At 41.1% G+C, this 22969-nt stretch carries 19 protein-coding genes; all 19 read left to right on the forward strand.

The features are described 5' to 3' along the window. Window positions 1–2: 2 nt before the first annotated feature. On the forward strand, window positions 3–1751 hold the full coding sequence (locus ACBR23_RS09650) for a hypothetical protein (protein ID WP_371118953.1): 1749 nt from the start codon (window positions 3–5) through the stop codon (window positions 1749–1751). 1 nt (window position 1752) lies between these two features. After that, entirely contained in the window at window positions 1753–5181 is a 3429-nt protein-coding gene (locus ACBR23_RS09655; RefSeq protein WP_371118952.1) for a dynamin family protein, read from the forward strand. A gap of 22 nt (window positions 5182–5203) precedes the next feature. After that, the gene (locus ACBR23_RS09660; protein ID WP_371118951.1) at window positions 5204–6907 is read left to right on the forward strand and encodes a dynamin family protein; all 1704 of its coding nucleotides are present in this window, start codon (window positions 5204–5206) and stop codon (window positions 6905–6907) included. Further along, window positions 6904–7515, forward strand: coding sequence for a hypothetical protein (locus tag ACBR23_RS09665; RefSeq protein WP_371118950.1), 612 nt, complete (start codon window positions 6904–6906; stop codon window positions 7513–7515). Before ACBR23_RS09660 ends, ACBR23_RS09665 begins: the two co-directional genes overlap by 4 nt. 381 nt (window positions 7516–7896) lie before the next feature. Next, on the forward strand, window positions 7897–9012 hold the full coding sequence (locus tag ACBR23_RS09670) for a hypothetical protein (protein ID WP_371118949.1): 1116 nt from the start codon (window positions 7897–7899) through the stop codon (window positions 9010–9012). Between the two features lie 68 nt (window positions 9013–9080). Next, a complete protein-coding gene (locus ACBR23_RS09675) occupies window positions 9081–9899 on the forward strand; it encodes a CPBP family intramembrane glutamic endopeptidase (protein ID WP_371118948.1) in 819 nt (272 codons plus the stop codon). 196 nt (window positions 9900–10095) lie between these two features. Further along, window positions 10096–10893, forward strand: coding sequence for a lysostaphin resistance A-like protein (locus ACBR23_RS09680; protein WP_371118947.1), 798 nt, complete (start codon window positions 10096–10098; stop codon window positions 10891–10893). A gap of 484 nt (window positions 10894–11377) precedes the next feature. Further along, window positions 11378–12247 (forward strand): hypothetical protein, encoded by an 870-nt coding sequence (locus ACBR23_RS09685; protein ID WP_371118946.1) that lies wholly within the window; start codon window positions 11378–11380, stop codon window positions 12245–12247. A 201-nt stretch (window positions 12248–12448) separates the two neighbouring features. Beyond that, on the forward strand, window positions 12449–13117 hold the full coding sequence (locus ACBR23_RS09690) for a head GIN domain-containing protein (RefSeq protein WP_371118945.1): 669 nt from the start codon (window positions 12449–12451) through the stop codon (window positions 13115–13117). A 61-nt stretch (window positions 13118–13178) separates the two neighbouring features. After that, window positions 13179–14468: an alpha/beta fold hydrolase gene (locus ACBR23_RS09695; protein WP_371118944.1), complete on the forward strand. Its 1290-nt coding sequence runs from the start codon at window positions 13179–13181 to the stop codon at window positions 14466–14468. After that, entirely contained in the window at window positions 14465–15049 is a 585-nt protein-coding gene (locus tag ACBR23_RS09700) for a DUF3122 domain-containing protein (RefSeq protein WP_371118943.1), read from the forward strand. Before ACBR23_RS09695 ends, ACBR23_RS09700 begins: the two co-directional genes overlap by 4 nt. Before the next feature lie 2 nt (window positions 15050–15051). Next, window positions 15052–15708 carry a DUF6064 family protein gene (locus ACBR23_RS09705; protein ID WP_371118942.1) on the forward strand — a complete coding sequence of 219 codons (657 nt, stop codon included), beginning with the start codon at window positions 15052–15054 and terminating at the stop codon, window positions 15706–15708. A gap of 119 nt (window positions 15709–15827) precedes the next feature. Next, the gene (locus ACBR23_RS09710) at window positions 15828–17348 is read left to right on the forward strand and encodes a phytoene desaturase family protein (protein ID WP_371118941.1); all 1521 of its coding nucleotides are present in this window, start codon (window positions 15828–15830) and stop codon (window positions 17346–17348) included. A 15-nt stretch (window positions 17349–17363) separates the two neighbouring features. After that, entirely contained in the window at window positions 17364–17711 is a 348-nt protein-coding gene (locus tag ACBR23_RS09715; RefSeq protein WP_371118940.1) for a hypothetical protein, read from the forward strand. A gap of 9 nt (window positions 17712–17720) precedes the next feature. Then, entirely contained in the window at window positions 17721–18569 is an 849-nt protein-coding gene (locus ACBR23_RS09720; RefSeq protein WP_371118939.1) for a DUF6544 family protein, read from the forward strand. Between the two features lie 252 nt (window positions 18570–18821). Further along, window positions 18822–19694 (forward strand): hypothetical protein, encoded by an 873-nt coding sequence (locus tag ACBR23_RS09725; protein WP_371118938.1) that lies wholly within the window; start codon window positions 18822–18824, stop codon window positions 19692–19694. A 308-nt stretch (window positions 19695–20002) separates the two neighbouring features. Next, window positions 20003–20428, forward strand: coding sequence for a hypothetical protein (locus ACBR23_RS09730; RefSeq protein WP_340520136.1), 426 nt, complete (start codon window positions 20003–20005; stop codon window positions 20426–20428). A gap of 168 nt (window positions 20429–20596) precedes the next feature. Then, window positions 20597–21136, forward strand: coding sequence for a general stress protein (locus ACBR23_RS09735; protein WP_341738615.1), 540 nt, complete (start codon window positions 20597–20599; stop codon window positions 21134–21136). A gap of 351 nt (window positions 21137–21487) precedes the next feature. Further along, a complete protein-coding gene (locus ACBR23_RS09740) occupies window positions 21488–22951 on the forward strand; it encodes a glycosyltransferase family 87 protein (protein ID WP_371118937.1) in 1464 nt (487 codons plus the stop codon). The last annotated feature ends 18 nt before the right edge of the window (window positions 22952–22969 follow it).

Consider the following 22969-nt stretch of genomic DNA (forward strand, 5'->3'; position numbering starts at 1 on the left):
TCATGCCAGAAACTATTCAATCCTTTTTAGATAAAGTCAAAGATGCTGCTGCTGTCCTTGGAGAGTCGGACACGATTGATTTAATTACAGCAGTCAAAAACCAGACCAGTAACTCTAAGTTGCGACTTCTCGTCGTTGGCTCTGCTGGGTCAGGACGTTTTTCTGTTGCAAATTTTCTTTTAGTCCAACCAGAACTGCTGCCCACATCGCCGATACCAAAGGCTGCAATTAGTTTAGTTATCAGTCATGGGGAAAAAGATAATGCTGAAGTTTGTACGAAAAATGGTACTAGGATGGTTATCCCCGTAGAAAAGTTACGGTCTTTTCTCACCAGTCCAGATACACAGGCTAGTAATTACCTAAATATTGAGTTAAAGACAAATTGTGACCTACTAAAAACCTGTGAACTAAGGATAGAAAACATTAACGGTAACAAAAATATTGCCGAGTGGAAAGAACTCTTAGCGGGAACTGACTATGCAATTTTAGTTCTCAATGCAACTGCTTTGCTTTCTGAGAAGGAACGACATTTTGTTCGAGATATTCTCAAGCCTAACTTGGGTTTGGAAAGAGTTGCCATTGTGATTAATCAAATGGATTTGGTTCCAGAGGATGAGCGTTTATCAATTTCTGAGATGGTGAGAACGTTCCTAGGATCGTTCGAGAGCCAGTCAGTGCTGATGGAATTTTCTGCTGCTAAGGCTAACAAAGCTCTTAAGTCTGGGGATGTAACTACGAATGGTTATAAGGTATTGAGTAATTTTGTCAAAGTTGACCTAGTGGAAAAACATAGCTTTTTGAAATCAGCAGCGATGCACCAAGCGGCAGAAATTTGTCTAACTGAGGTGACAGAATCAGCAGTTCGTCAAAATTCGTTGATTTCTACAAATGAAACTGAGCTTCAGGAATTGTTAGACAAAATTGATTCACAAAGCCAAGGGGTAGAAAGCCATATTCAGAGAGCGCAACAGAAAATAGAGATTTTCGTTAATACCTTTCTCAAAGAGGAATTCTTTCGAGAAATTGAAGGATTTGGATTTGCTCTGAGACAGCAACTTTCTGAGGAAATTATGCTGATCGAAGATGTGACTACGATTAGGCGGCATTTACCCGGATATATCGAGGCTGTCTGGGCAGAGTTTTTTGATTCGCAATTGGCTTCAATTAGAAATAAATTAATTAATGAAATGAAAGGGGTTGATAAAAATATTCAGGGAGATTTGAGAGAGTTGCTAGGTGATAAAGCTAGTAATTTACAGAGCTTTCTAAGTATTTTTGACCAGACTCCTGCAAATTTAAGAAATTTATTGATGCCTCGAAGAAGCAAAAATAAAGTTGGGTTTGTAGCCACAGGGTTGCAGTTGGGTGGATTTTTAGTATTAGTTGCGAATCTGCCCCTTGGTCTGGCTGCGATCGGCTCTGGACAGATTGTGCGGATGCTGGGCAAGAAAACAATGGAAACAGATGATAAAAAAGCCATTCTTGAATCGGCTATTGGCGCAATACAGGAGCTAGAAGGACAAATTAAGCAACAAGTTGAAAGCCAGTTTGTTGAACTAACCAATAAGCTAAAGACAGCTACGGCTGATTTGTATACCGAAGGAATCACTAAGATTCGTAGTGGTGTGAAGGATGCGATCGCATCTCATCAGGATTTACTGACTAAGAAAGAGAAAATAGACAGGCTGGTAAGTGTAACAGTTCCCGAATTGAAACAGCATCTTGAACAACTCGTTACAGGAGGATTTTGAGATGATTATTAGCGATTATTCTTCAATAAAGAAACGCAGAGAAATTATCATATCTGCTCTACAGACAGTCTCAGCTTTGGTAGGTGAGTTAGAACTTGACAGGGATATTGATGAGCTTCATGGACTAGCCAAGCAAATTCGTGAAGGAATTTTTAGTGTAATAGTTGTTGGCGAGTTTATGAATGGCAAAAGTACATTAATTAATGCTATTCTAGGTGATAAATTACTCATAGCTAGACATACTCCTGCTACGGCTATTATCACTTTAGTTGTGTATGGCACAAATAAAGAAGTTGCTATATATGAGAACAGAAAAGACACTCCACGTTATTTGACTTTAGATGATTACCAAAAAGGATTTCAACTAACGATAAAGGATATAGAAACTATTGAGAGTCAAGGATATTTGGGTAGATTTGAAGATGTTGACTATGCAAAAATAGAATGTTTGAACCCTTTGTTTGAGAAAGGAATTAGACTAATTGATTGTCCGGGTTTAGGAGAGCAGGTAAGTCGTACCAAACTTAAGAATAACTACCTTGGCAAAGCTCAAGCTGTCATTTTTATATTGAATGCTGCAAAACTATTCAGTATTGATGAAATCGAGTTTATTGAAGAAGAACTGGGTGAAGGTCGCCTAGACAATGTTTTTTTTGTTATCAATCGTATCCATACTGTATACGATGACGCAGGTGAAGAAGGAGTTCAAGAAGTTAAAGACTGTACTCATATGAAACTCGAACATCATTTTCTTAATGAAAAAGGAGAATTTGATGAGGAATTCTACAACCGCAGAGTTTTCTACGTTAATGCCAAAGGAGCCTTAGATGCCCGTACAAGTACCCCCATAAATAACGAAATGCTTGAAGTATCTGGTGTACCAGCACTAGAGAAAGCACTAGAGAATTTTCTGACCAGTGATAAACAAGTTGCTGTAGCATTCAACACTATTATCAACACTTTGAAGAGGGTAGTTGAAGATGCTTGTAATGAAATCTCTACAAGAAGAACTCATTTGAAGCAGTGTCTAAATGAAGCAGATGAACAGGACAAACAATCTTTAGATGAGACTGAAAGCCAACTACTTGAGCAATTGAATATAGCCAAGATGGCTGCTGATGGCAGCACTGACATTTCTGAAAACTTTGATACAACAATGGAGACTAAAACTATGACTACTAACACTTCTGCCAGCCATCAAGCCACAGGAACTGAAAGCGGCTATGGACCTATCAAGGTAAAGAGCGATACTCTTGTCTCTGTACTAGAAGATATTTCAGTTCTCATCGGTGAGCGAAAAAATCAATCTGTTCACTTAACTACAGGTGGAACAATAGACCAACCTGGATTAACTCTTATCGCCGATGCCAAGGTAGTTGTTAAGATGGCTAAAGATATTCGTGAAGGAATTTTTAATGTAATAGTTCTTGGTGAGTTTAAAACTGGCAAAAGCACTTTACTAAACTCTATTTTAGGCAGTGAAATTCTCATAGCAAAAGCTACTCCAGCAACATCCATTATTACCATGCTAGTATATGGCGTAAGCAAGGAGGTTGCTATATACGAAACAGGTAAAGAAACTCCGCGCTATTTAACTTTTGATGATTACAAGGAGGAGTTTAAACTAACGCCTAAAGATATCGAAAGCCTCAATAAGAAAAAAATCCTTGATAGATTTGAAAAGATTGAGTACGCACAGATAGAGTGTTTGAATTCTTTATGTGAAAACGGGGTGAAACTTATTGATTCTCCTGGCTTGGGAGAACAGGCAAGCCGCACAAAAGTCACTACTAATTACCTAAATCGAGTTCAAGCTATAATTTTATTGTTAGATGCAACAAAAATTCTGAGTGAGGATGAATGTAAATTTATTGAAAAAATCGAAGAAAAATTGGGATCTGGTCGCCTAAGCAATGTATTTTTTGTCGTCAATCGTATCAATCAAGTTGAAGAGAAAGAAGTTGAGGGAATTAAAGAATGGGTTAAAGCAAAACTTTACGATCACTTCTTAAATGAACAAAGTGAATTCGATAAAGACTTTTACAATCGTCGCATATTTTTTGTTAATGCAAAAGGAGCATTCGATGCACGTAGCAGCAATCCTATAGATTATAAAATGCTTGAAGGCTCGTCTATACCAGCCCTAGAGACAGAACTGGAGCATTATTTGACAAGTGAGGCAAAAAATACAGATATAATTATGATTACTTTTAAAAGTTTACAAGAGTTTGTTAAGAATGCTCTCATTGGCATAACCTTTAAGAAAACTGAGATAGCAGAGCCATTAGTTAAACTTGAACGCAACAAAGTTGAAGCTGATATAGGATTAGCTGCGTTAGAGGCTCAAAAAGTAGAGATACAAAAAACAATTACCCGATTTGGTGAAATCATTAGTGGTAAGCTATTTGCTAACTTAAAGTCTTATATTAACAACTTACACAAGACTTGGGAAGAGGACTCAAAAGAACTAAATCTTGAGGAAATAACGGGATTTGTAAATATTTTTAAATCCTTGGGCAACCAAGATATGATGAAAAATACTTTAAAACGAGAAATTGAGAAATATATTAAGAAAAAGCTAGAAGAATGGGGAGAGAAAGCACCTGCCTTGGTTCACGAAGACATAGAGAATATGAATACTATAGTTCAAACTCAAGTTGAAGATTTTCATTTAGAACTTAGTCAGATTCGTAGTATCTTTTCTAGTGGTCAACTACTAGCTGGTTATGAGTTAGATACAGAAAAAGGGAGAGTCAAAAAAGGTCTTCAGTCTACCATAAATGTGCTAATGCTAGATCCTAGTGGACTAACAGGAACTTTGATGGGATCAGGTGACTGGGGCAGTTTTATTGGACGAATTCTTTTGGATTTTATTATTTTTGGAGCTATTTCGGCTGTCGCCACTCCTCTGATCGGTTTAATAGCATATTTAGTCTCGGAATTAATTCATATGCTTTTTCAGCGTGAGGGATTTGCAGAACGGATGCTCACAATGATAGGTGAGCAGCTATTTGATTCTATCCCTCAAAAAATGTCTAAAATGTCTAAAAAACAGTTAAAAGACATTCAAGAAGGTAGTTTGATAGTTACTAGCTTACCAGAAGAAATTTCTAAACAAGAAAAAAATATCCGTGAAAAAATCCAACAGAAATTTTCTCAGGAGGCTAAGAATTTAACTAACAATCTTCAATCTCAAATAGATCAACAGAGGGCTAAACAAGAAGATATTATTCGTCAAAAATGCCAAGCAGGTTTTTCTGTCGAAAAAGAAACCAACCGTCTAGACACAATTGCCAGCAAATTAATTGAACTTGTTCCCATCGCTGGTGTTGCTGCCGATAAGCGTCCTGAAGAAATCACTCAATTTGTAAAAGAACTAAGAGAGATTTTAGCGGGCAAAGAGGATAAAAAAGTTTTCACATCTGTATAAATTGTTTATAGGAAGTGAAAAAATGAGTTCCCATGTCACTTTATCTACTCTAGACAGGCACTTTTCTACTCTAGAAAAATGGTTTTCCTCTGTCCCTAAACATGATTCACCAGATCGAGTAAAAACTTTACTCCAACCAATCCTAGACCTTCAACATAATTTTCGGCGTAAGGAAAAACAAATTACTTTTTTTGGTGCGTTTAAAGCAGGAAAATCGACTCTTCTAAATGCCATCATTGGGTCTGAAATGCTACCCTCGCGTGTTAATCGTGCCACAGGTGTAGTCACGAAAATTGGTTATGCTTCCCAGCCTTCAGCCAGCGTAACCTCTCATACTTCAAATGGGAAAATTACCAAAAAAACAATACCCTTTGATGATTTAGCAAAATACATTCTGCTTGACCTTTCTAGTGGCATCTCAAAACCACCACAAGGTGTTGAGGAAGTTGTCCTGCATATTCCACTGCCATTGCTCCAGCATCACTGCACCCTAGCAGATACCCCAGGATCGATGGACACCCAGGCTCTAACTGAACGCGCTTATCAGGAGATCGAAAAATCAGACCTTGCCGTGATGGTGCTATCTGCGGACAAGTTACTATCTGAGACAGAAAAAGATACAGCGGGGAGAGTAAACGAGCTACTTAACGGCAACATTGTTTTCATAATTAACCGTATAGGCTTAGTGGACAAAGAGGAACGTGAAGATGTTCTTGCTTGGGCTAAAACTACTCTAAGAGGACTAGGCAACTCCTTGGTTGGGCAACCTCGTATTTTTGTTGCTGATGCCAAAGTATCTCTACAGGAAAAAACTAATCATACAGTACAGACAACAGGTATAAGTAGCTTACTAGAGTTTGAGCAGTGGCTCGAAGGAGCATTGAGTACACCAATAGGCGAAAAGATCGCATTTATTTCTCGGCTTGGCATCCTAGAGAGGCATTTATTGAATGCTCAAATATTATTCCAGAATCAACTGGCTGAAGCACAAATCACTGTTAAAGATTTAACACAAGCTGAAGCTCAAGCTTCAGCAAATCGACAAACGCAACTAGAAAACGGAATCATGAGAGATAGCCTGCGGCTGAGTAGTATCAAAACACAACTTGACCATTTTGGAGAAACATTTTTGAACAGTTATACAACAAACGCAGAAAAATTGATAGTTTCCGATTCAGAGTGGCAAGGAAAACTCAACAGTTGTTTGCATTTAGCCCTTAATTCCTACTGCCAAAGTATCTATCAAGGAATTACCTCTCCCATACTACAAACCAGCATTGAAGTTCCCATTTGTGACTTAAATTCATCAACCATCAACCCTGGTATCATCCTTACTGAAGATTCATCAGCAGCAAGTATTGGTGGCTGGATCGGTGGCACTATTGGTACTTTGCTTGAACCAGGAGGCGGTACTATTGTAGGGGCTGGTTTAGGAGCTTGGCTTGGTCAATCTTTTTTTGGAGTTGATGTTAAGCAGCAAGCCTTAGTGTCATTACGATGTTCCGCTCATAGCATATTAGAAACTATCAGAGTACAGGCAGAGCAATATATTGACGAGGTAGATCAGTTATTAATTGACTTTGACAAGTCGTACAATTTCAACCCTCAGCCTTCGCCAAGCCTCCAAACCGCACAAAAAAACGATGAATATTATAGTAGCTTAGTCAGTTGGAGTGACGAATTTCAAAACACAATTAATAATATTAAGATGGAGATTGTAATATGATTTGTGAATCCGAAAACTTAAAGTTTAAAAAATTCTCTGACAATTTGACTAATTCATTAGCCGATATTTATCGAATTGGTAATTTGAGTTTAGTTTATATGTCTTTCGGTATTGTCATGATGTTAACTGGCCATTTTGTCAGCAATTGGTTGTTTGGCGTTGGCACTTTGTTGACTATTTCCTGTTTCGGATTTTTTGTCCACACTCAGTTAAAAGGATTAAAAGAAATATCTCAACTAATCCAAAAAAATCAGAGTTCCATAGATTTAGCCCAGGAAACTGCTATTGAACTAACAAAAACTTTTCATATCTTTGAGTCATTAATCATTGGTCATATGCAATCATTAAATGGCGTACTAGAAATAATTGTCCCCCTGTTGACGATGTTCCCAATTGTAGGAAGAAAGCTAAATAGTATTGGCATTACTAAACTGCAAAATATTTCTCATAATCTAATGGATATGCTCCTTAAAGCCGAATCCATAACTCAGAATATGGAAAATGCTTTGCTTAATGCAGATACTCAAAAACTTGAAGTTTATACTCAAAACTTGAGAGAAATCAGTCGAAAACTTAGAATTAATCAGGATAAAGACTTGGTGTTATAAAAAGAGAGAATCTTATAAAAGCATTAGAAATATTGAGCAGTATGATCACTTATAGTCACAAGGAAATATAAGGCTATTTCATTCTTGGAAAGGTAAACAAAACGGAGTATGAAATGGAATTTATTGAGGATTTACTAAAGTGTATAGTCATTCCCTTTCACTTTATTATGGAGGTTATTTCCGCTTTCTGTATTGTTATGGGTCTACTTATTTCAATCCAAAATTCTAAAAATGATTTTCAAGAGATTCCCGATCGTGGCTTCAAATGGGTAGCTAGGTTCACTTCAAATTATTTCCAAGAATAATTTTTTGGGCTTTGCGAAGCGGCGCATATTCCTGTGATTTGGGCAACTCAAGTTTTAGAGAGGTCAAAGGATGATTATGAACAGAATAAAATTTATCGGTAATGCGGTTGGGACAATACTTGCAGCCGTGACAACAGCTTATTTGTTGAGTGATAAAAGCAATCTTTCCAGGGCGGATATCAAACCGTCAGACGAGAAAAATGCAACTCTCCAGCCAGACGAAAAAGAGATTTTGCTTCTCGCCTCCCTTGCGCCCAGCGGTCATAACACACAGCCGTGGTTTGTCCAATATCTCGCACCTTATCACTGGATTATCGGCAACGATCGCACTAAATGGCTACCGGCTGTTGACCCGACTCAGAGAGAAACGATGTTATCGATCGGCACTTTCCTTCAAAATCTGGAATATGCCGCTGGTGCTTTTGGCTACCTCTGCGATTGGAATTTACTCGCTACGACCAATCAGGACGATCGGGTGATGGAAGTAAAACTGATCAAACAAACATCAAATAATCCCTTTGATACCGCAAAAATCAAAAATCGTCGCACAGTTCGTTCCGACTTTTTAAGTGATGTGCTGAAGAAAGAAGACCTCAAATATCTGGTCAATTCAGAACCAGAATTTATTCATTATCTACCTAACACCAGCAAAGAAAGTCAATTTATCAACGAACAAACAATCGTTGCTAACCGCCTGCAAGCCTATCGTAACCCAGCGCAGCAAGAATTAGCTGACTGGATCAGATTCTCTAGTAAGAATGCCGACAAATATCGCGACGGACTGACAACCGCAAGTATGGAAATAGAAGGAATTTCCGGCTGGGTGGTGCGGAATTTTTACGACAAAGACAATGTGATGAAAAACGATTTTCGAGAGGTCGGCATCGATCAAGTTAAAAAGCAAGTGTCGGAATCAGCAGGTTGGATTTTAATTACCAGCAAGCACAATTCGGTGGCGGCACTGCTCGAAACTGGTAGAAGAATGCAACGACTTTTCCTGAAAGTGCGGGAAAAAGGTATCGCCATCCATCCGATGACACAGATATTGGAAGAATCATCAACGCGGCAACAATTAAATCAATCAATTGCGATCGGCGAAAATATTCAATTTATCTTGCGATCGGGTTATTTGAAGAGTTATCCGCCGCCTGTTTCACTACGCCGACCTGTTGATTGGTTTATTCGTACATAATCAGATAGTTACATCTAAAATCACTTTCTGACTAATCAATCTAAAACGACATTTAATCAATCACAATCATGGATACCAGCACATCATCAAATAAATCACCGTTAAAATTCTTTCTACTGGTTTTTGCTCTTGCTATTCCATTATGGGTAATTGGAACAATGGTCAAAGTTAAAGGACTTCCTCTGGATGTTCCTGTTACTGACTTTATAGCCGCCTTTATACCGTTAATAGCTGCCTGCATCCTTGTTGATCAAGAAGAGGGGACTATTGGTATAAAGAGTCTGTTAAAAAGAGTTTTAGATTTTTCAAGAATCAGGCAAAAAATCTGGTATTTGCCTGTTATTTTATTGATGCCAATAATATATTTATTGATATATGGAGTAATGCACTTGTTTAGACTGCCACTTCCTATAGGAGTGGAAATTCCGTTTCTAAAGAACGCGGTAATGTCTGTTGCCTTCTTCATCCTTGCTACAGGTGAAGAAGTCGGCTGGTCGGGATATGCCGTTGATGCTCTGCAAGAACGATGGAGTGCACTAACAACCGCCATCACTATAGGCTTGGTGTGGGCAATATTGCATTACCCATCAATCATTCAACAGGGTCACGATTTGATATGGATACTATGGGCAACTCTAGGTATGGTTGGTATGCGGATACTTATTGTTTGGCTTTATAACAACACTGGAAAGAGTGTTTCTGGGTGCATCATTTTTCATGGCATGGCTAATATTGGGAGGATTTTATTTCCCAAATACCAAAATTACAATCCGCTAGTTGACTATCCTGAAGTTCACTATTCAATAATTGCGATCGCCGCTGTCATTGTAATCTTTCTGTGGGGATCAAAGACATTAGCTCGGTATAGATATAGCAATCCTAAATGATTCACAAAAATTTTTACCCCACCCCAACCCTCCCCTTACTAAGGGGAGGGAGTAAGAAACTCACAAATGATTTAGGATTGCTATATACTTGATTTATTTTATTAGAATTAGCCTAAAAACACTAAAAATAATATTCACACAAAATGAAAAATAAAACGCATGATCATCTCGCCCCAACATTTAGTCAATCACAATCATGGATAACAGCGTACCAGAAAACAAGTCACCATTCAAATTCTTTTTGTTGGTTTTTTTGCTTTCAATTCCCTTTTGGATACTGGGTGCTATGGCTGGGGATTTAACTAAAATACTGCCTATAAAACTCCCAATAAGTGCGCTAATGACTTTCTGCCCTCTATTAGCGGCAACAATTCTTGTTTATAAAGAAAGAAAAGTTAGCGGAGTAAAGGAGTTATTGAAGCGAGCCTTTGACCATAAAAAAATCAAAGATAAGATCTGGTACATACCAATTATTTTCCTAATGCCTGGCATTACACTGATGTCATATTGGTTCATGCAAATAACAGGAGCAACGCTCCCTGAACCACAGACACCACTTCTATTTGCTTTTATTTCTTTCTTCATATTCTTAATCGCTGCAATTGGCGAAGAGGTTGGCTGGTCGGGCTATGCTATTGACCCAATGCAAAATAAATGGGGTACATTAAAAGCAAGTATCATTTTGGGATTGGTGTGGGCAATATGGCACATCATACCTTACAGTCAAGCTCACCAAACTCCGATATGGATACTTTGGCAAAGCATCAGTACCGTTTTTTTACGGGTTATCATAGTCTGGATCTACAACAATACAGTTAAAAGCGTGTTTGCAACGATTCTCTTTCATGCCATGATTAACGTCAGTCTGTTTATGTTTCCCAACTATGGCTCCCATTATAATTCGTTTGTTGGAGCAATTTTTATAATACTGACAGTTGTAATCGTGGTATTTTTTTGGGGAACAAAAACGTTAGCCCGGTATAGATATACTTGATTTCTGCCCGATTGGTGGTTTTCTTTTGCGTAATGTACGGTTGCAGCATCAACAAAAAAAGTCGAATGTAATTCATAATTTAGAAGTAGTTTATCCATACTTTTTATTTACAAAATGCAGTCAATAATTAAGTATACAAAGAATGCCAGCCACCAACATTGCATTTGCAAAGCCGGGCTGGACAAACTAATACATCGGCTAGAGTTCGCCATCCATCCGATGACACAGATATTGGAAAAATCATCCACGAGGCAAAAACTGAATCAATTGATGGGGAGCGGCGAAAATATTCAATTTATCTTGCGAACGGGTTATTTGAAGAGTTATCCGCCGCCTGTTTCACTACGCCGACCTGTTGATTGGTTTATGCGGCAATGATGGAAAATTTATCATGAGTAATTCATACCTTCCTCACAGTTTCTTCATTTTTGTTCAGTATCATGAGAGATAGTTAATTTCCTTGTTATTGACGAGGATGAAATCTATGAAATGGCAACAATTAATTCTAGCTTTTCTAGCGACAATTTGCTTAATATTTGCAGGCAATGCCCTGGCGCAGACTGATATCAATATCAACAATACTAACCTGATTCGCTTTGGTGGAAACATCACCGTAGCAGAGAATCAAGTTGTGGAAAATGCCCATGCTTTTGGGGGAAGTGTTACTGTTTCTCCTAATGCCAGAGTTTTGGATACTGCGATGGCTTTTGGCGGGGATGTCATCCTGAAAAAAGGAGCACGGGTGGAGGGTGATGCTTATTCCTTTGGTGGCAAAATCGTGCAGGAACCGGGTGCAATTATTAGTGGTGAACGTGCTACATTCAGCGATCGACATGGCATGATGTATGGCTCTAATCGCGGCAGAAGTAGCTTCTTCGGTCAGTATTTCTTCAGTGCCCTTTTTAGAATTTGTTCGGCAGTAGTAGCAGCTATTCTGGGACTGATTATTTTGCATAGCAGCCCACAATTCCTACCGAATTTGGCGACACAATTGAGTCAACGTCCCGGTTTGACTGCTTTATGGGGGATTGGGGCGATCGTTTCCTTTGTCTTTGTAACAGTCTTTCTCGCGATTACGCTCATTGGGATTCCCCTGATTCCACTAATAAGTGTGACGGCGGTTGTCACGGCTTTAGTCGGATCGTTAGGTGTGGCGCTGTTTGTCGGTCAACGTGTAGTCGGTAAGGGCGATCGATCTTTGCAGCAGCAATTCTTGGTGGGTTTGGCGATCCTGACAGTTCTGGCACTAATTCCATTTTTCGGAGGGTTAGTAGTTTGCCTAGTCAATCTGTTCGGCTTGGGTATCATCTTGCTGTGGCAATTTGGTAGAGAAAAACCCCAAATAGCTACTTAGTGAGTAGGGCGGCATAAATCTTAATTATTATTATATACCACCAATATCTAAAGCTGATGAAATAGGGAAATTTATCATGAATAACCTCATTTATCCCAGATTCGCAAGCTAAATCAGCTATCCAAACTGCAAATTGCGATCGCATAGTCTGCGGACGATCTGTTCATTTAAATTTCAATTTGAACCAATGGAGGCAAAACAATGAGACTGAAGCGATACAGGTTGCTGGCGTGCTTGGTAGCTTTGAGCATAGTCGCGGGCTGCTATTTCAATATTGGTGGTAGCGGGATTAGAGGGTCTGGAATCGTCAAGACCGAATCCAGAGAAGTGCCTGGATTTTCATCTATTTCATTTAAATCTGTGGGCAGGGTCAATGTGCAGCAGACAGGAAAAGAGTCCCTCACAATTAGCGCCGAGGACAATATTCTTCCGCTTCTAGAGAGTCGCGTGAAAGATCGCATCCTGTATCTCAGCATCGCAAATGACTCCTCTTTTGTTCCAACCAAGCCTATTGAGTTCGTTGTGGAGGTCAAGAGTCTAGAAAGCTTGAAAATAGACGGGGTTGGCAGTATTGAAGCCAAGGGTATTCAAGGCAAACGATTGGCAGTTGCGATGGATGGCGTGGGGAAAGTAACGATCGCCGGAAGCGCTGATTTACTAGACCTTACCCTTTCTGGGGTTGGAAGCTTTAAGGGCGAGGAGTTCAAGACTAAACAGGCTACGGTTCGCAATAGCGGTGTGGGGAGTGCGGTGGTCAATGTGAGCGATCGACTGGACGCATCTGTATCCGGCGTGGGTTCAATAGAATATGTCGGCTCTCCCGAAGTTCGGGAGTCTGTGGAGGGTGTGGGGAAGGTCAAGAAACGGTAGCTTTTATTTAAGCAAGCCGCAATCTGAACCTGATGTAATTATTTAAATAGTGGAACTTATCATGAGTCAACTTATTCATGGCCACAAGCTAAATCAGCTATCTAAACTGCAATTTGTGAGTGCGATCGCACTCATATTACTGCGAATTATAGTATTCATTGCGATCGCTCTGACGATTTTACCAGTAGCATTGCTGCCGATTAGCACCAGCGTTCCCCCATCGATTCAGATTCTATTTGCAATGGCAGAGGTGGCTCTGCTGATTGCGGTGTTTCGGCTTGGCTTTACCGGGCCCGTGATTTTTGCCGAGGTTGCAGGGTTTATGACGATCGCCCTCCTTGCCATTTTTGCTTCACAAGTATTCGCATCCACACCACCCATTCTCGATGTCAACGGCAAACCCATTCCCAACAGCATTGCTGTACTGGAAAAAGTGAAACTCGGCGGTTCCGAGGAATGGATCTCGATTCGCGGCAAAGACTCGCGCAATCCAGTGTTGCTCTTTCTGGCTGGCGGCCCTGGTGGTAGCCAACTTGTCACTGCAAGACGCACACTAGCGGGGCTGGAAGATCGCTTTGTCGTTGTCAATTGGGAGCAACCGGGGGCGGGCAAATCCTTCGATGCAGTCGATCGCTCTAAGTTGACACCCGATCGCTATATCACCGATACCCGCGAATTGGTCTTAAACCTGCGACAACGCTTTGGCAAAGAAAAAGTCTATGTGTTGGGCGAGTCGTGGGGTAGCGCCCTTGGCATCATGGTGGTGCAACGTTATCCAGACTTATTTCATGCGTTTATCGGCACAGGGCAAATGGTGGCGTTTCTGGAGAACGATCGGATTTGCTACGATTTTGCTCTGCGTTTAGCAGCGGAACGCGGAGACACGAAACAAGTGGAAAAACTCAAGCAACAAGGCCTCCCACCTTATTACGGAAACGATGTCTTTTGGAAGAGTGCAACCTACCTCACAGAGACATTAAATTACATGAATCAGAATCCGGCGATCGCCAATGGGTTCAATACTTTGCAAGACCTTGCAGGTTCCGAGTACGGACTGTACGACAAAGTGAATTTTATCCGAGGATTGCTGGACACTTTCGGAGTTGTTTACCAGCAATTATGGGATGTGGACTTTCGCAAGCAAGCAACGCGCCTGGAAGTGCCAGTTTACTTTCTGATTGGCCGCCACGATGTTAACGCACCGCCTAAGCTGACCGAGGAGTATTTTAATCTCCTGACTGCGCCACACAAAGAATTGATTTGGTTTGAGCGATCGGGTCACAATCCCTGGGTGAATGAGTCAACAAAATTCGTAGATGCGATCGTGAACAAGGTTCTGGCGAAAAAATGAAAATTCAATTTCAGGAGAAATTTATGATATTTGGAAAGTCGATTCAGACCATATCGATCGGACTTGCGATCTGTTTTTGCCTCTTAATTGGACTTGGGCAAAACCCGACCATTGCCGCCATTCGCGAACTAGAGGAAGCACCAGGACAGATGGTTTATCAATCGCGGCAAACCCTCACAGATCAGCATGGCAATAACTGGCAAGCGATCGCCTTTAAACGCATCAGTGCAGATAACCAGACGAGTTTTTATCTGCGATTGGTGAGTTTTCCTGGAGTGGCGAAGATCGATCGCACTCAACCCCTCACTCTGACTGATTCGCTAGGAAAAACACTCACAGCTACCGAAGCTTCTAGTGATATTTTCACCGAGGGGGCCGTTCCCGAACCCAACGTCGGACAGTATGACCTCCAGCCATTATTACTGCAATTGCAAGCAGAGATTCCTCTGAAATTATCATTGCCAACTATCGGTGGTGAATCTGTTAGCTTGTCAGTTCCACCATCTTTTGTCGAAGAATGGCAGGCTGTTGGCAGCTATAAATACCATAAAATAACCCACAATCGAGCTGAGGAAAATTAGCGATGCCATTTACCACAGAAGAATTTCTTCGGGTTTTCGATAAATACAATCAGACTATATTTCCGATGCAGTTTGTACTAACTTTATTGGGGATTGTGGCGGTTGGACTGGTAGTAAGTCGAAAACCATTTGCAAACAAAATAATTTCGGGATTACTCGGTTTTCTCTGGCTGTGGGCAGGCATTATTTACCATTTTATTTTTTTTACAAAAATCAGTCCACCCGCTTATGTTTTTGGTGCGCTGTTCGTTTTTCAAGGCTTGTTGTTTTTATACGAAGGTGTGCTGAGAAATCGTTTGAGTTTTCGCGCTAGCCAGAAGTTCTACGGCATTTTCGGCGCGATGTTTATTGCTTATGCGCTGGTCATTTATCCGTTAATCGGCTACGCGCTGGGGCGAACTTTTCCAGCATCGCCGACGTTCGGCACACCTTGTCAGACAACCATTTTCACATTCGGTTTTCTACTCTGGACAGACAAAAAAATTCCGTCTAGTTTATTGATTGTTCCAATTTTATGGTCGATCGTCGGAACTTCGGCGGCGTTGAGTTTTGGGATTAAAGAAGATTTCGGATTGCTCATCGCAGGAACGATCGGAACAGCTTCTATTATTTGGCATAATTTAAGGTCAAAAGGAGAGAAATTATTATCAACAAGTTAATCGCTGCATGGCATGAAATTATTGGCGATTTTAGTTAGTACGTTTAGCCTTTTTACTTCAAAAATCGCAAATGCCTATGTTCATTTAGTAGCAGCTAACATTACAGGCAGGAGAGCTTCGTGGTAAAGCGTAATTGTGGTGGCACCATTATCATCATTGGGGCTGGAATTGCTGGGCTGGCAGCAGGTTGCTATGCACAAATGAATGGTTATCGATCGCAGATATTTGAAATGCACGATCGACCAGGTGGGCTGTGTACGGCATGGCGACGACAGGGATTTGTGTTTGATGGTTGCATTCACTATTTGTTTGGTTCAGGGCAAGGACAGCCTTTCTATCGGCTCTGGGAAGAACTTGGCGTTGTGCCCCACCAACAATTTGTCCATCACGATGAATTGCTACGAGTGAGCGAACCTCATGGTAAAACCTTAATTGTTTACAGCAATCCCGATCGGCTGGAACAGCATTTAAAAGAACTATCACCCGTTGATCGCCGATTAATTAGCGATTTCTGTACGGGGATTCGCACTTTTACTCACTTCGATCTGTCACTACTTCAGCAGCAGCCCAAAGCATTGATGCAACTGGGAAACTGGGGAAAACTGGCAAGGAAAATGTTGCCATTTGTATGTCCACTGGCGCGGTGGGGAAACCTCTCAGCAGCAGAGTTTGCCGATCGCTTCCAAGATCCCTTTCTGCGCCACGCTATTCCTCAGATGTTTGGCTGGGAAAGTATTCCAGTGATGGTGGGTATGTCTTTGCTAGCTTATATGCACACCAAAAATGCTGGCTTTCCGCTGGGAGGATCGCTCCAATTTGCTCAAAAGATCGCCAGACGCTATCGGGAATTAGGAGGTGAAATCCACTATGAATCGCAAGTAGAAAAGATTTTAATCGAGAAGCATCGAGCGAATGGTGTGCGATTATATGACAACGAAAAATACTTTGCCGATCGAATTATTTCAGCCTGTGATGGACACAATACACTTTTCAGTTTACTCGATCGGCAATATGTCCCCCGCGAAATTAAACGTTACTATGATGGACACTTACCGATTCATTCTCAACTACAGGTATCACTGGGCGTAAATCGCGATCTATCAGCCGAACCGCACTGGACGACTCATCTACTGGCTGAACCTGTAGTAATTGCAGGGGAAGAGCGGTATGAGATTGGAGTCAAACACTATTGCTTCGATCCCTCACTAGCACCACTGGGAAAATCAGTGCTGATGGTAGTGCTGACGACTAATTATGAATATTGGCAACGCATTTACGGTCGATCAATCTACGATGCAGAGGAAATTCAAGAATCACAAATTATCATCGATCTTCTAGAGCAATTTTACCCTGGGATTAAGAATGATATTGAGTTTGTAGACGTGGCTACACCGCTCACCTACGAGCGTTACACGGGGAACTGGAAAGGATCTAGCTGTGGCTGGCTACTGACGAAGCAAACCCTCCCACTGTCGATAAAAGGATTACCGAAAACATTACCTAAACTGCGGAATTTCTATTCGATCGGCCAGTGGGTCGAACCAGGTGGTAGTGTGCCAGTGGTGGCAATGTCGGGACGCAATATTATTCAGCAAATCTGTCGAGAAGATAAGCAGACTTTTCGGGCAATGACACCTTGAAAATAGAGAGGTAATATGGAAAATGAAACCAAATTAACGCTGATTAAAATCATTCACACTGCGATCTGGGTATTCTTCAATTTTGTGATTTTCTATATGCTGTATGCCGCGATCGCCAACAAACTCGATCTCTGGCTCTGGATTGGTTATGGATTTGTATTTATAGAAGGTATAATCTTACTAACCTTTCGATTCGTCTGCCCGTTAACTCTGATTGCACGGAAGTATTCAAATTCAACAATGGACAATTTTGCGATTTATCTTCCTAATTGGCTATCGAAGTATACATTTTTAATCTATACAACTATTTTTGCGATCGCTACAATCATCACAATCTATCAAATTCTAAATCAACAAACATAGGTAAGTATCATGTGGATTAAGTGGATTGCAATTATTGGTGTTTTAATCATAGTTTGCATTGGACTGGCTACCCTTTACGGCAAATTTCGGTGGCAGTCAGATACCGATCGCCTACGAGCCAAATTAACAGATGGACGGCGGACAATTAAGCCCCTACTCTATGACCAAAAAGAAATTGAAGGCTTACCAGAACCAGTACAGCGATTTTTTCGGACAGTAATTAAGGACGGACAACCCATCGTGGCTGCGGTCAAACTCTCTCAGCAGGGACAGTTCAATTTGAGTGAGACGGAAGATAAGTGGATGCCGTTTACCGCCACTCAAATTGTGATTACTCAACGTCCGGGTTTTGATTGGGATGCACGCATTCAGATGACTCCAGGACTGAATGCCTTTGTTCATGATACCTATCTGTTAGGATTCGGCAGCTTACACGCATCATTACTCGGTCTTTTCACCGTTGCCAAAATGCACGGTGCGCCTGAAAACAATCAAGGTGAATTATTGCGATTCTTGGCTGAGGCTACTTGGTATCCTACTGCACTATTACCCAGTCAGGGTGTACTCTGGGAGGCGATCGATGATACCTCAGCACGCGGCACTCTGACGGATGGTGCGACAACTGTCTCCCTTGTGTTTCAGTTTAATGCTGAAGGGGCGATCGCTACTATTCGGGCCCAGGCTCGTTATCGCGACAAGGTGACTGCGATGCCTTGGTGCGGTCGATTCTGGGAATATTCAGTTCGGAATGGGATGCTGATTCCCTTACAAGGCGAGGTGGGATGGGAGCATCCAGAAGGCACTAGGCTCTATTTTAAAGGAAGAATTACAGAGATTAATTATGAGTTTGCATCGTGAGGGATGGCGATCGCCAGAAATATCAAAATCAAAATACTGGAGGCAATTATGAGTAAACAAATTTCTTTCAAGATGACGTTTCAAGGACAAGGTGACTGCGATGCCTTGTTGCGCTCGATTCTGGGAATATTCAGTTCGGAACGGGATGCAGATTAATAGCCAACTAATTCATAGATTCTTCACAGGTTCTTCATGTTTGTTCAATATTATGAGAAATACTCCATGTTGTTCTCATTTTTAAGGATGAAGTCTATGAAATGGCAACAATTAATTTTGGCTTTTATTGCCACTATTTGCTTAATATTTGCAGGCAATGCTCTGGCGCAGACTGATATCAATCTCAACAATACTAACCTGATTCGCTTTGGTGGCAGCGTCACCGTACCAGAGAACCAAGTAGTCGAAAATGCCATTGCTTTTGGCGGGAGTGTTACAGTATCCTCGAAGGGCAAAGTTTTGGATACTGCGATCGCGTTTGGCGGGGATGTCCTTCTGAAACAAGGAGCGCGGGTAGAGGGTGATGCTTACTCCTTTGGTGGCAAAATTCTACAGGAACCAGGTGCGATAGTTGGTGGTGAACGCGCTACATTCAGCGATCGACATGGCATGATGTATGGGTCCGATCGAGGCAAAAGTAGCTTTTTCGTGCACTATTTCTTCAGTGCCATTTTTAGAGCTTGTTCCGCAGTAGTAGCAGCTATTCTGGGACTAATTATTTTGCATACCAGTCCCCAGTTCCTACCTTCTTTGGCAACAAAATTGCGTCAACACCCCGGTTTGACTGCTCTATGGGGGATTGGGGCGATCGTCTCCTTTGTCTTTGCCGGTGTATTTTTAGCACTAACGCTCATTGGTATTCCTCTGATTCCAATCCTGAGTATGACTGCGGTGATGACGGCTCTAGTTGGATCGTTAGGTGTGGCACTTTTTGTCGGTCAACGTGTAGTCAGTAAAGGCGATCGATCGTTACAGCAGCAGTTCTTGATGGGTTTGGCAATCTTGACAGTTCTAACACTAATTCCATTTTTCGGAGGCTTAGTAGTTTGCCTAGTCAATCTATTCGGCTTGGGTGCGCTCTTGCTGTGGCAATTTGGTAGAGAAAAACCCCAAATAGCTACTGAGTGAATAGGATGGCATAAATGTTCATAATTCGCTTTTAGTTTCGGGATTAAAGAAGATTTCCGATTGCTCATCATAACGCCTTTATGTAGTAAAAAATTAGGGACGCTCTACCTCTCAAGATATTCTAATCTTAAACCTAAGATAGATGGTAAAAAAAACAGATTGTGAAATAATTAATGTATCAAATAATTGTTTGATATTTTCCCCATCGAGTAGATGAGGTAATTAACAACAAAGAGTTTGATGACTGGAAAGCAATTTAATAAGACAATCAACAATTCACCTAAACTCTACATAGTAGAGAAAACATCATGAGTACGACAATTGACAACTTCACTCAACAACTTCATGACAATTTAGAAGCAGTTGAAAACAGGGCTAAATCGCTAAAAGAAAGCGTGGAATCTGCGACTAAAAACACTCAAGCTGAGCTTCAAGCGAAAATCGACGAAATGAAGACAAATCTCGAAGCTAAGAAACAAGAATTTGATGAGTATCGGGCCAAGCTTAAAACTCAATTTGACGAAAAAGAATCTGAGGTGAAGTCGAACGTCGAGGAATGGAAAGCGAGTCGGGAAGTCAAGAAACTCGAACATCGAGCGGATAAAGCTGAGGACTATGCCACTACAGCAATCTTATTCGCAATGGCTACCCTAGAAGAAGCTCAAGAAGCAACTTTGAAAGCAATTTGCACGAGACTAGACGCAACAACTGCTGCGGGAAATACGGAGAAGTAAGACAGGATTAAACGATTAAAGCAAGCTAGTCGGGAAGTAGATTGACCTGAGATGTTGCAGCATTCTCAGTCAGCCTGTGATGCACAGGTCCTCCCAAGCATCAAAAACAACTCAAAGAATCAAAAATTTCGTCCATCATGCGGACAAATAATCAAGGGAAAAAAACTCATGTCATACACACATACGATTGTTGCTGATTTTCCCTCCCATGCAGAAGCAGAAAGGGTTGTATTGGATCTGCAAAAAGAAGGCTTCGATGTGCAAAAGCTCTCAATAATTGGCAAAGACTACCACACTACTGAACAGGTGCGCGGATTTCTCACCTGGAAAGATACAGCCAAAGCTGGAGCCATAGGAGGTGGTTATTGGGGTAGCTTCGTAGGAGGTTTATTTGGCATTTTAGCAGGGGCTGGAGTCCTGTTTATTCCCGGAATGACCCCACTCATCATTGCAGGCCCGATTGCTGGAGTGTTGGCGGGTTGGTTGGAAGGAACGCTGGTTGGCGGGGCTGGTGCTGCTGCTGTAGGAGGGCTGGCGGGTGCTTTGGGAGGATTGGGAATCCCGAAGCACGAGGTACTGAAGTACGAGACTCAAATCCAAGCAGGCAAGTTCATCATTCTGGTGACAGGTAGCGACGAGGATGTCAGTCAAGCGAAGCGGATGCTAGATAGAATCAGTCATGAAATGAGTATGTCGATCGCTGTCTAAGGTGTTGAACTAACAGCAATAGCCTAGAAGATAGCTGTATGGACGATGCCAACCATACAGCTATCTTCTATAGCAATCCTAAATCATTTGTGAATTTCTTACTCCCTCCCCTTCATAAGGGGAGGGTTGGGGTGGGGTAAAAAACTTTACGACTCCTGCAAGGACTGCTATATTTAATTCCAGGTTGGTAATTACTAACTATTAAGATTAAAATACCAAATTTTCACCAATCCGATCGTAAAAATGGGTGGAAACCCCCTTCCTAAAAGGACGGATTTAATTGTAAAACATTGTTGCAATACCAGCTATTTGGGGAAAAACAAGTTACCCTAAAATAGGAGGTAAATTCCTATGATTAGCTTGGGATGGTGGAATTTAGTTATTATCATTACAGTTGCTTGGTTTCTCAAATATAATTGGCGATTAGACCGCGACCAAACAGCATGGCAAGATTCTTTATTTTTAAAAGCTCCCGCTCTCCAAAAGTTTAGTCAGTTTTGTTCTCGACCTATAGTTAACTGGATTTTCCAAGCTGTCATTATATTAGCTGTCACCAGATTCCTGTGTTATACAATTTGGTTAGTTTACGATTTGACCAATCGACCAGAGCCTCCTTACTGGGATTTCAAGTGGTTTTATGTAGCAAGTAAATTAGCCCACGAGCACTTGAGTCCTTTTAATGTCGAATTGTTTAACCAAGGTTTTTGTCGAATCACAAAGGTGTGTGGGCTGATTCCATCTTTTGTTTATCCACCTAATATCATTCCTGTCATCTGGTTTCTTGGTTATTTTCCGATGAAGACTGCATTCACAATCTGGACTGTGCTGCATCTTATCGCCACAGGTTTTGTTTTATGGGGAGCGAATATCCTGTTGGAGTCGCAGTCACGAGCTTTGAGGACTATTTGCAGTATATCAGTGGCATTTCTCTACGGTTTCGTCTTCGATTTGCAAGTTGGCAATGTGGCAACTTTTATTGCTATGCTGCTGTTGTGGATGTTTATTTTAGCTCGAAATAATCGGGATTTACCCGCAGGGATTTTATTGGGAATTGCCCTGTTTAAACCAACCTTAGTTATATTATTTATTCCTTATTTTTTCATCAAAAAACGGTTTTATCTAGTTTTTGTCTCGATAATTACGGCAATTTCTCTAGCACTGTTCGGTTTGGCGATATCCGGTAATTCCTTAACAGGGTTTCTACAGGATGCTATTCGTGGATTTCCACTGTGGCTCAACGATCCATCAAATAATCCTTATATTTCGATGAGTCGCATCGATTTAAGGGTGGTGGGGCCGAGATTTTTCCCCGATATTCCATTTCTAGCTAAGCTATTTTCGGATTTAATTATTCTGGTGTTAGTTGGTTTAGTAAGTTGGTATTTTTACCGAAAACAATCTCGCAATGCTTGGTCAAAAAATATTGATTTAGCTGAAATGGTGTTGGTTTCTTGTTTGAGTATTGCGATTAACTATTCTCAGCCAACCAGTTCTGTGATGTTAGCACCGGCGGTGGTTTTTTTGCTGAACGATTTATGTTTTCAGATTAAATATTGTGTCTTTTCTGGCAAAAGAATGTCTATTTGGTTATTGGGAATTGGCTGTCTCCTGATGCAAACTGCGGTGATTCATGCTGGGTTGTTGGTGTTTCTGGGAAAGCGGTGGAACTGGAAGGGTGGGGAATTGCCTTATTTGTTGAAAGTAACTGTTTTTTCACTTCCAAGTTATGCGGTTTTAGGGATTACTTTGAGTGTTTTGGTTTTGGCTATGACATCTGGTCAAAAACAGGTTGGTGAATTTGAGCGATCGCCCTAAAGCAAGAAGCAAACATCC

It is taken from the genome of Microcoleus sp. (assembly GCF_041354475.1).
GTDB lineage: Bacteria > Cyanobacteriota > Cyanobacteriia > Cyanobacteriales > Microcoleaceae > Microcoleus.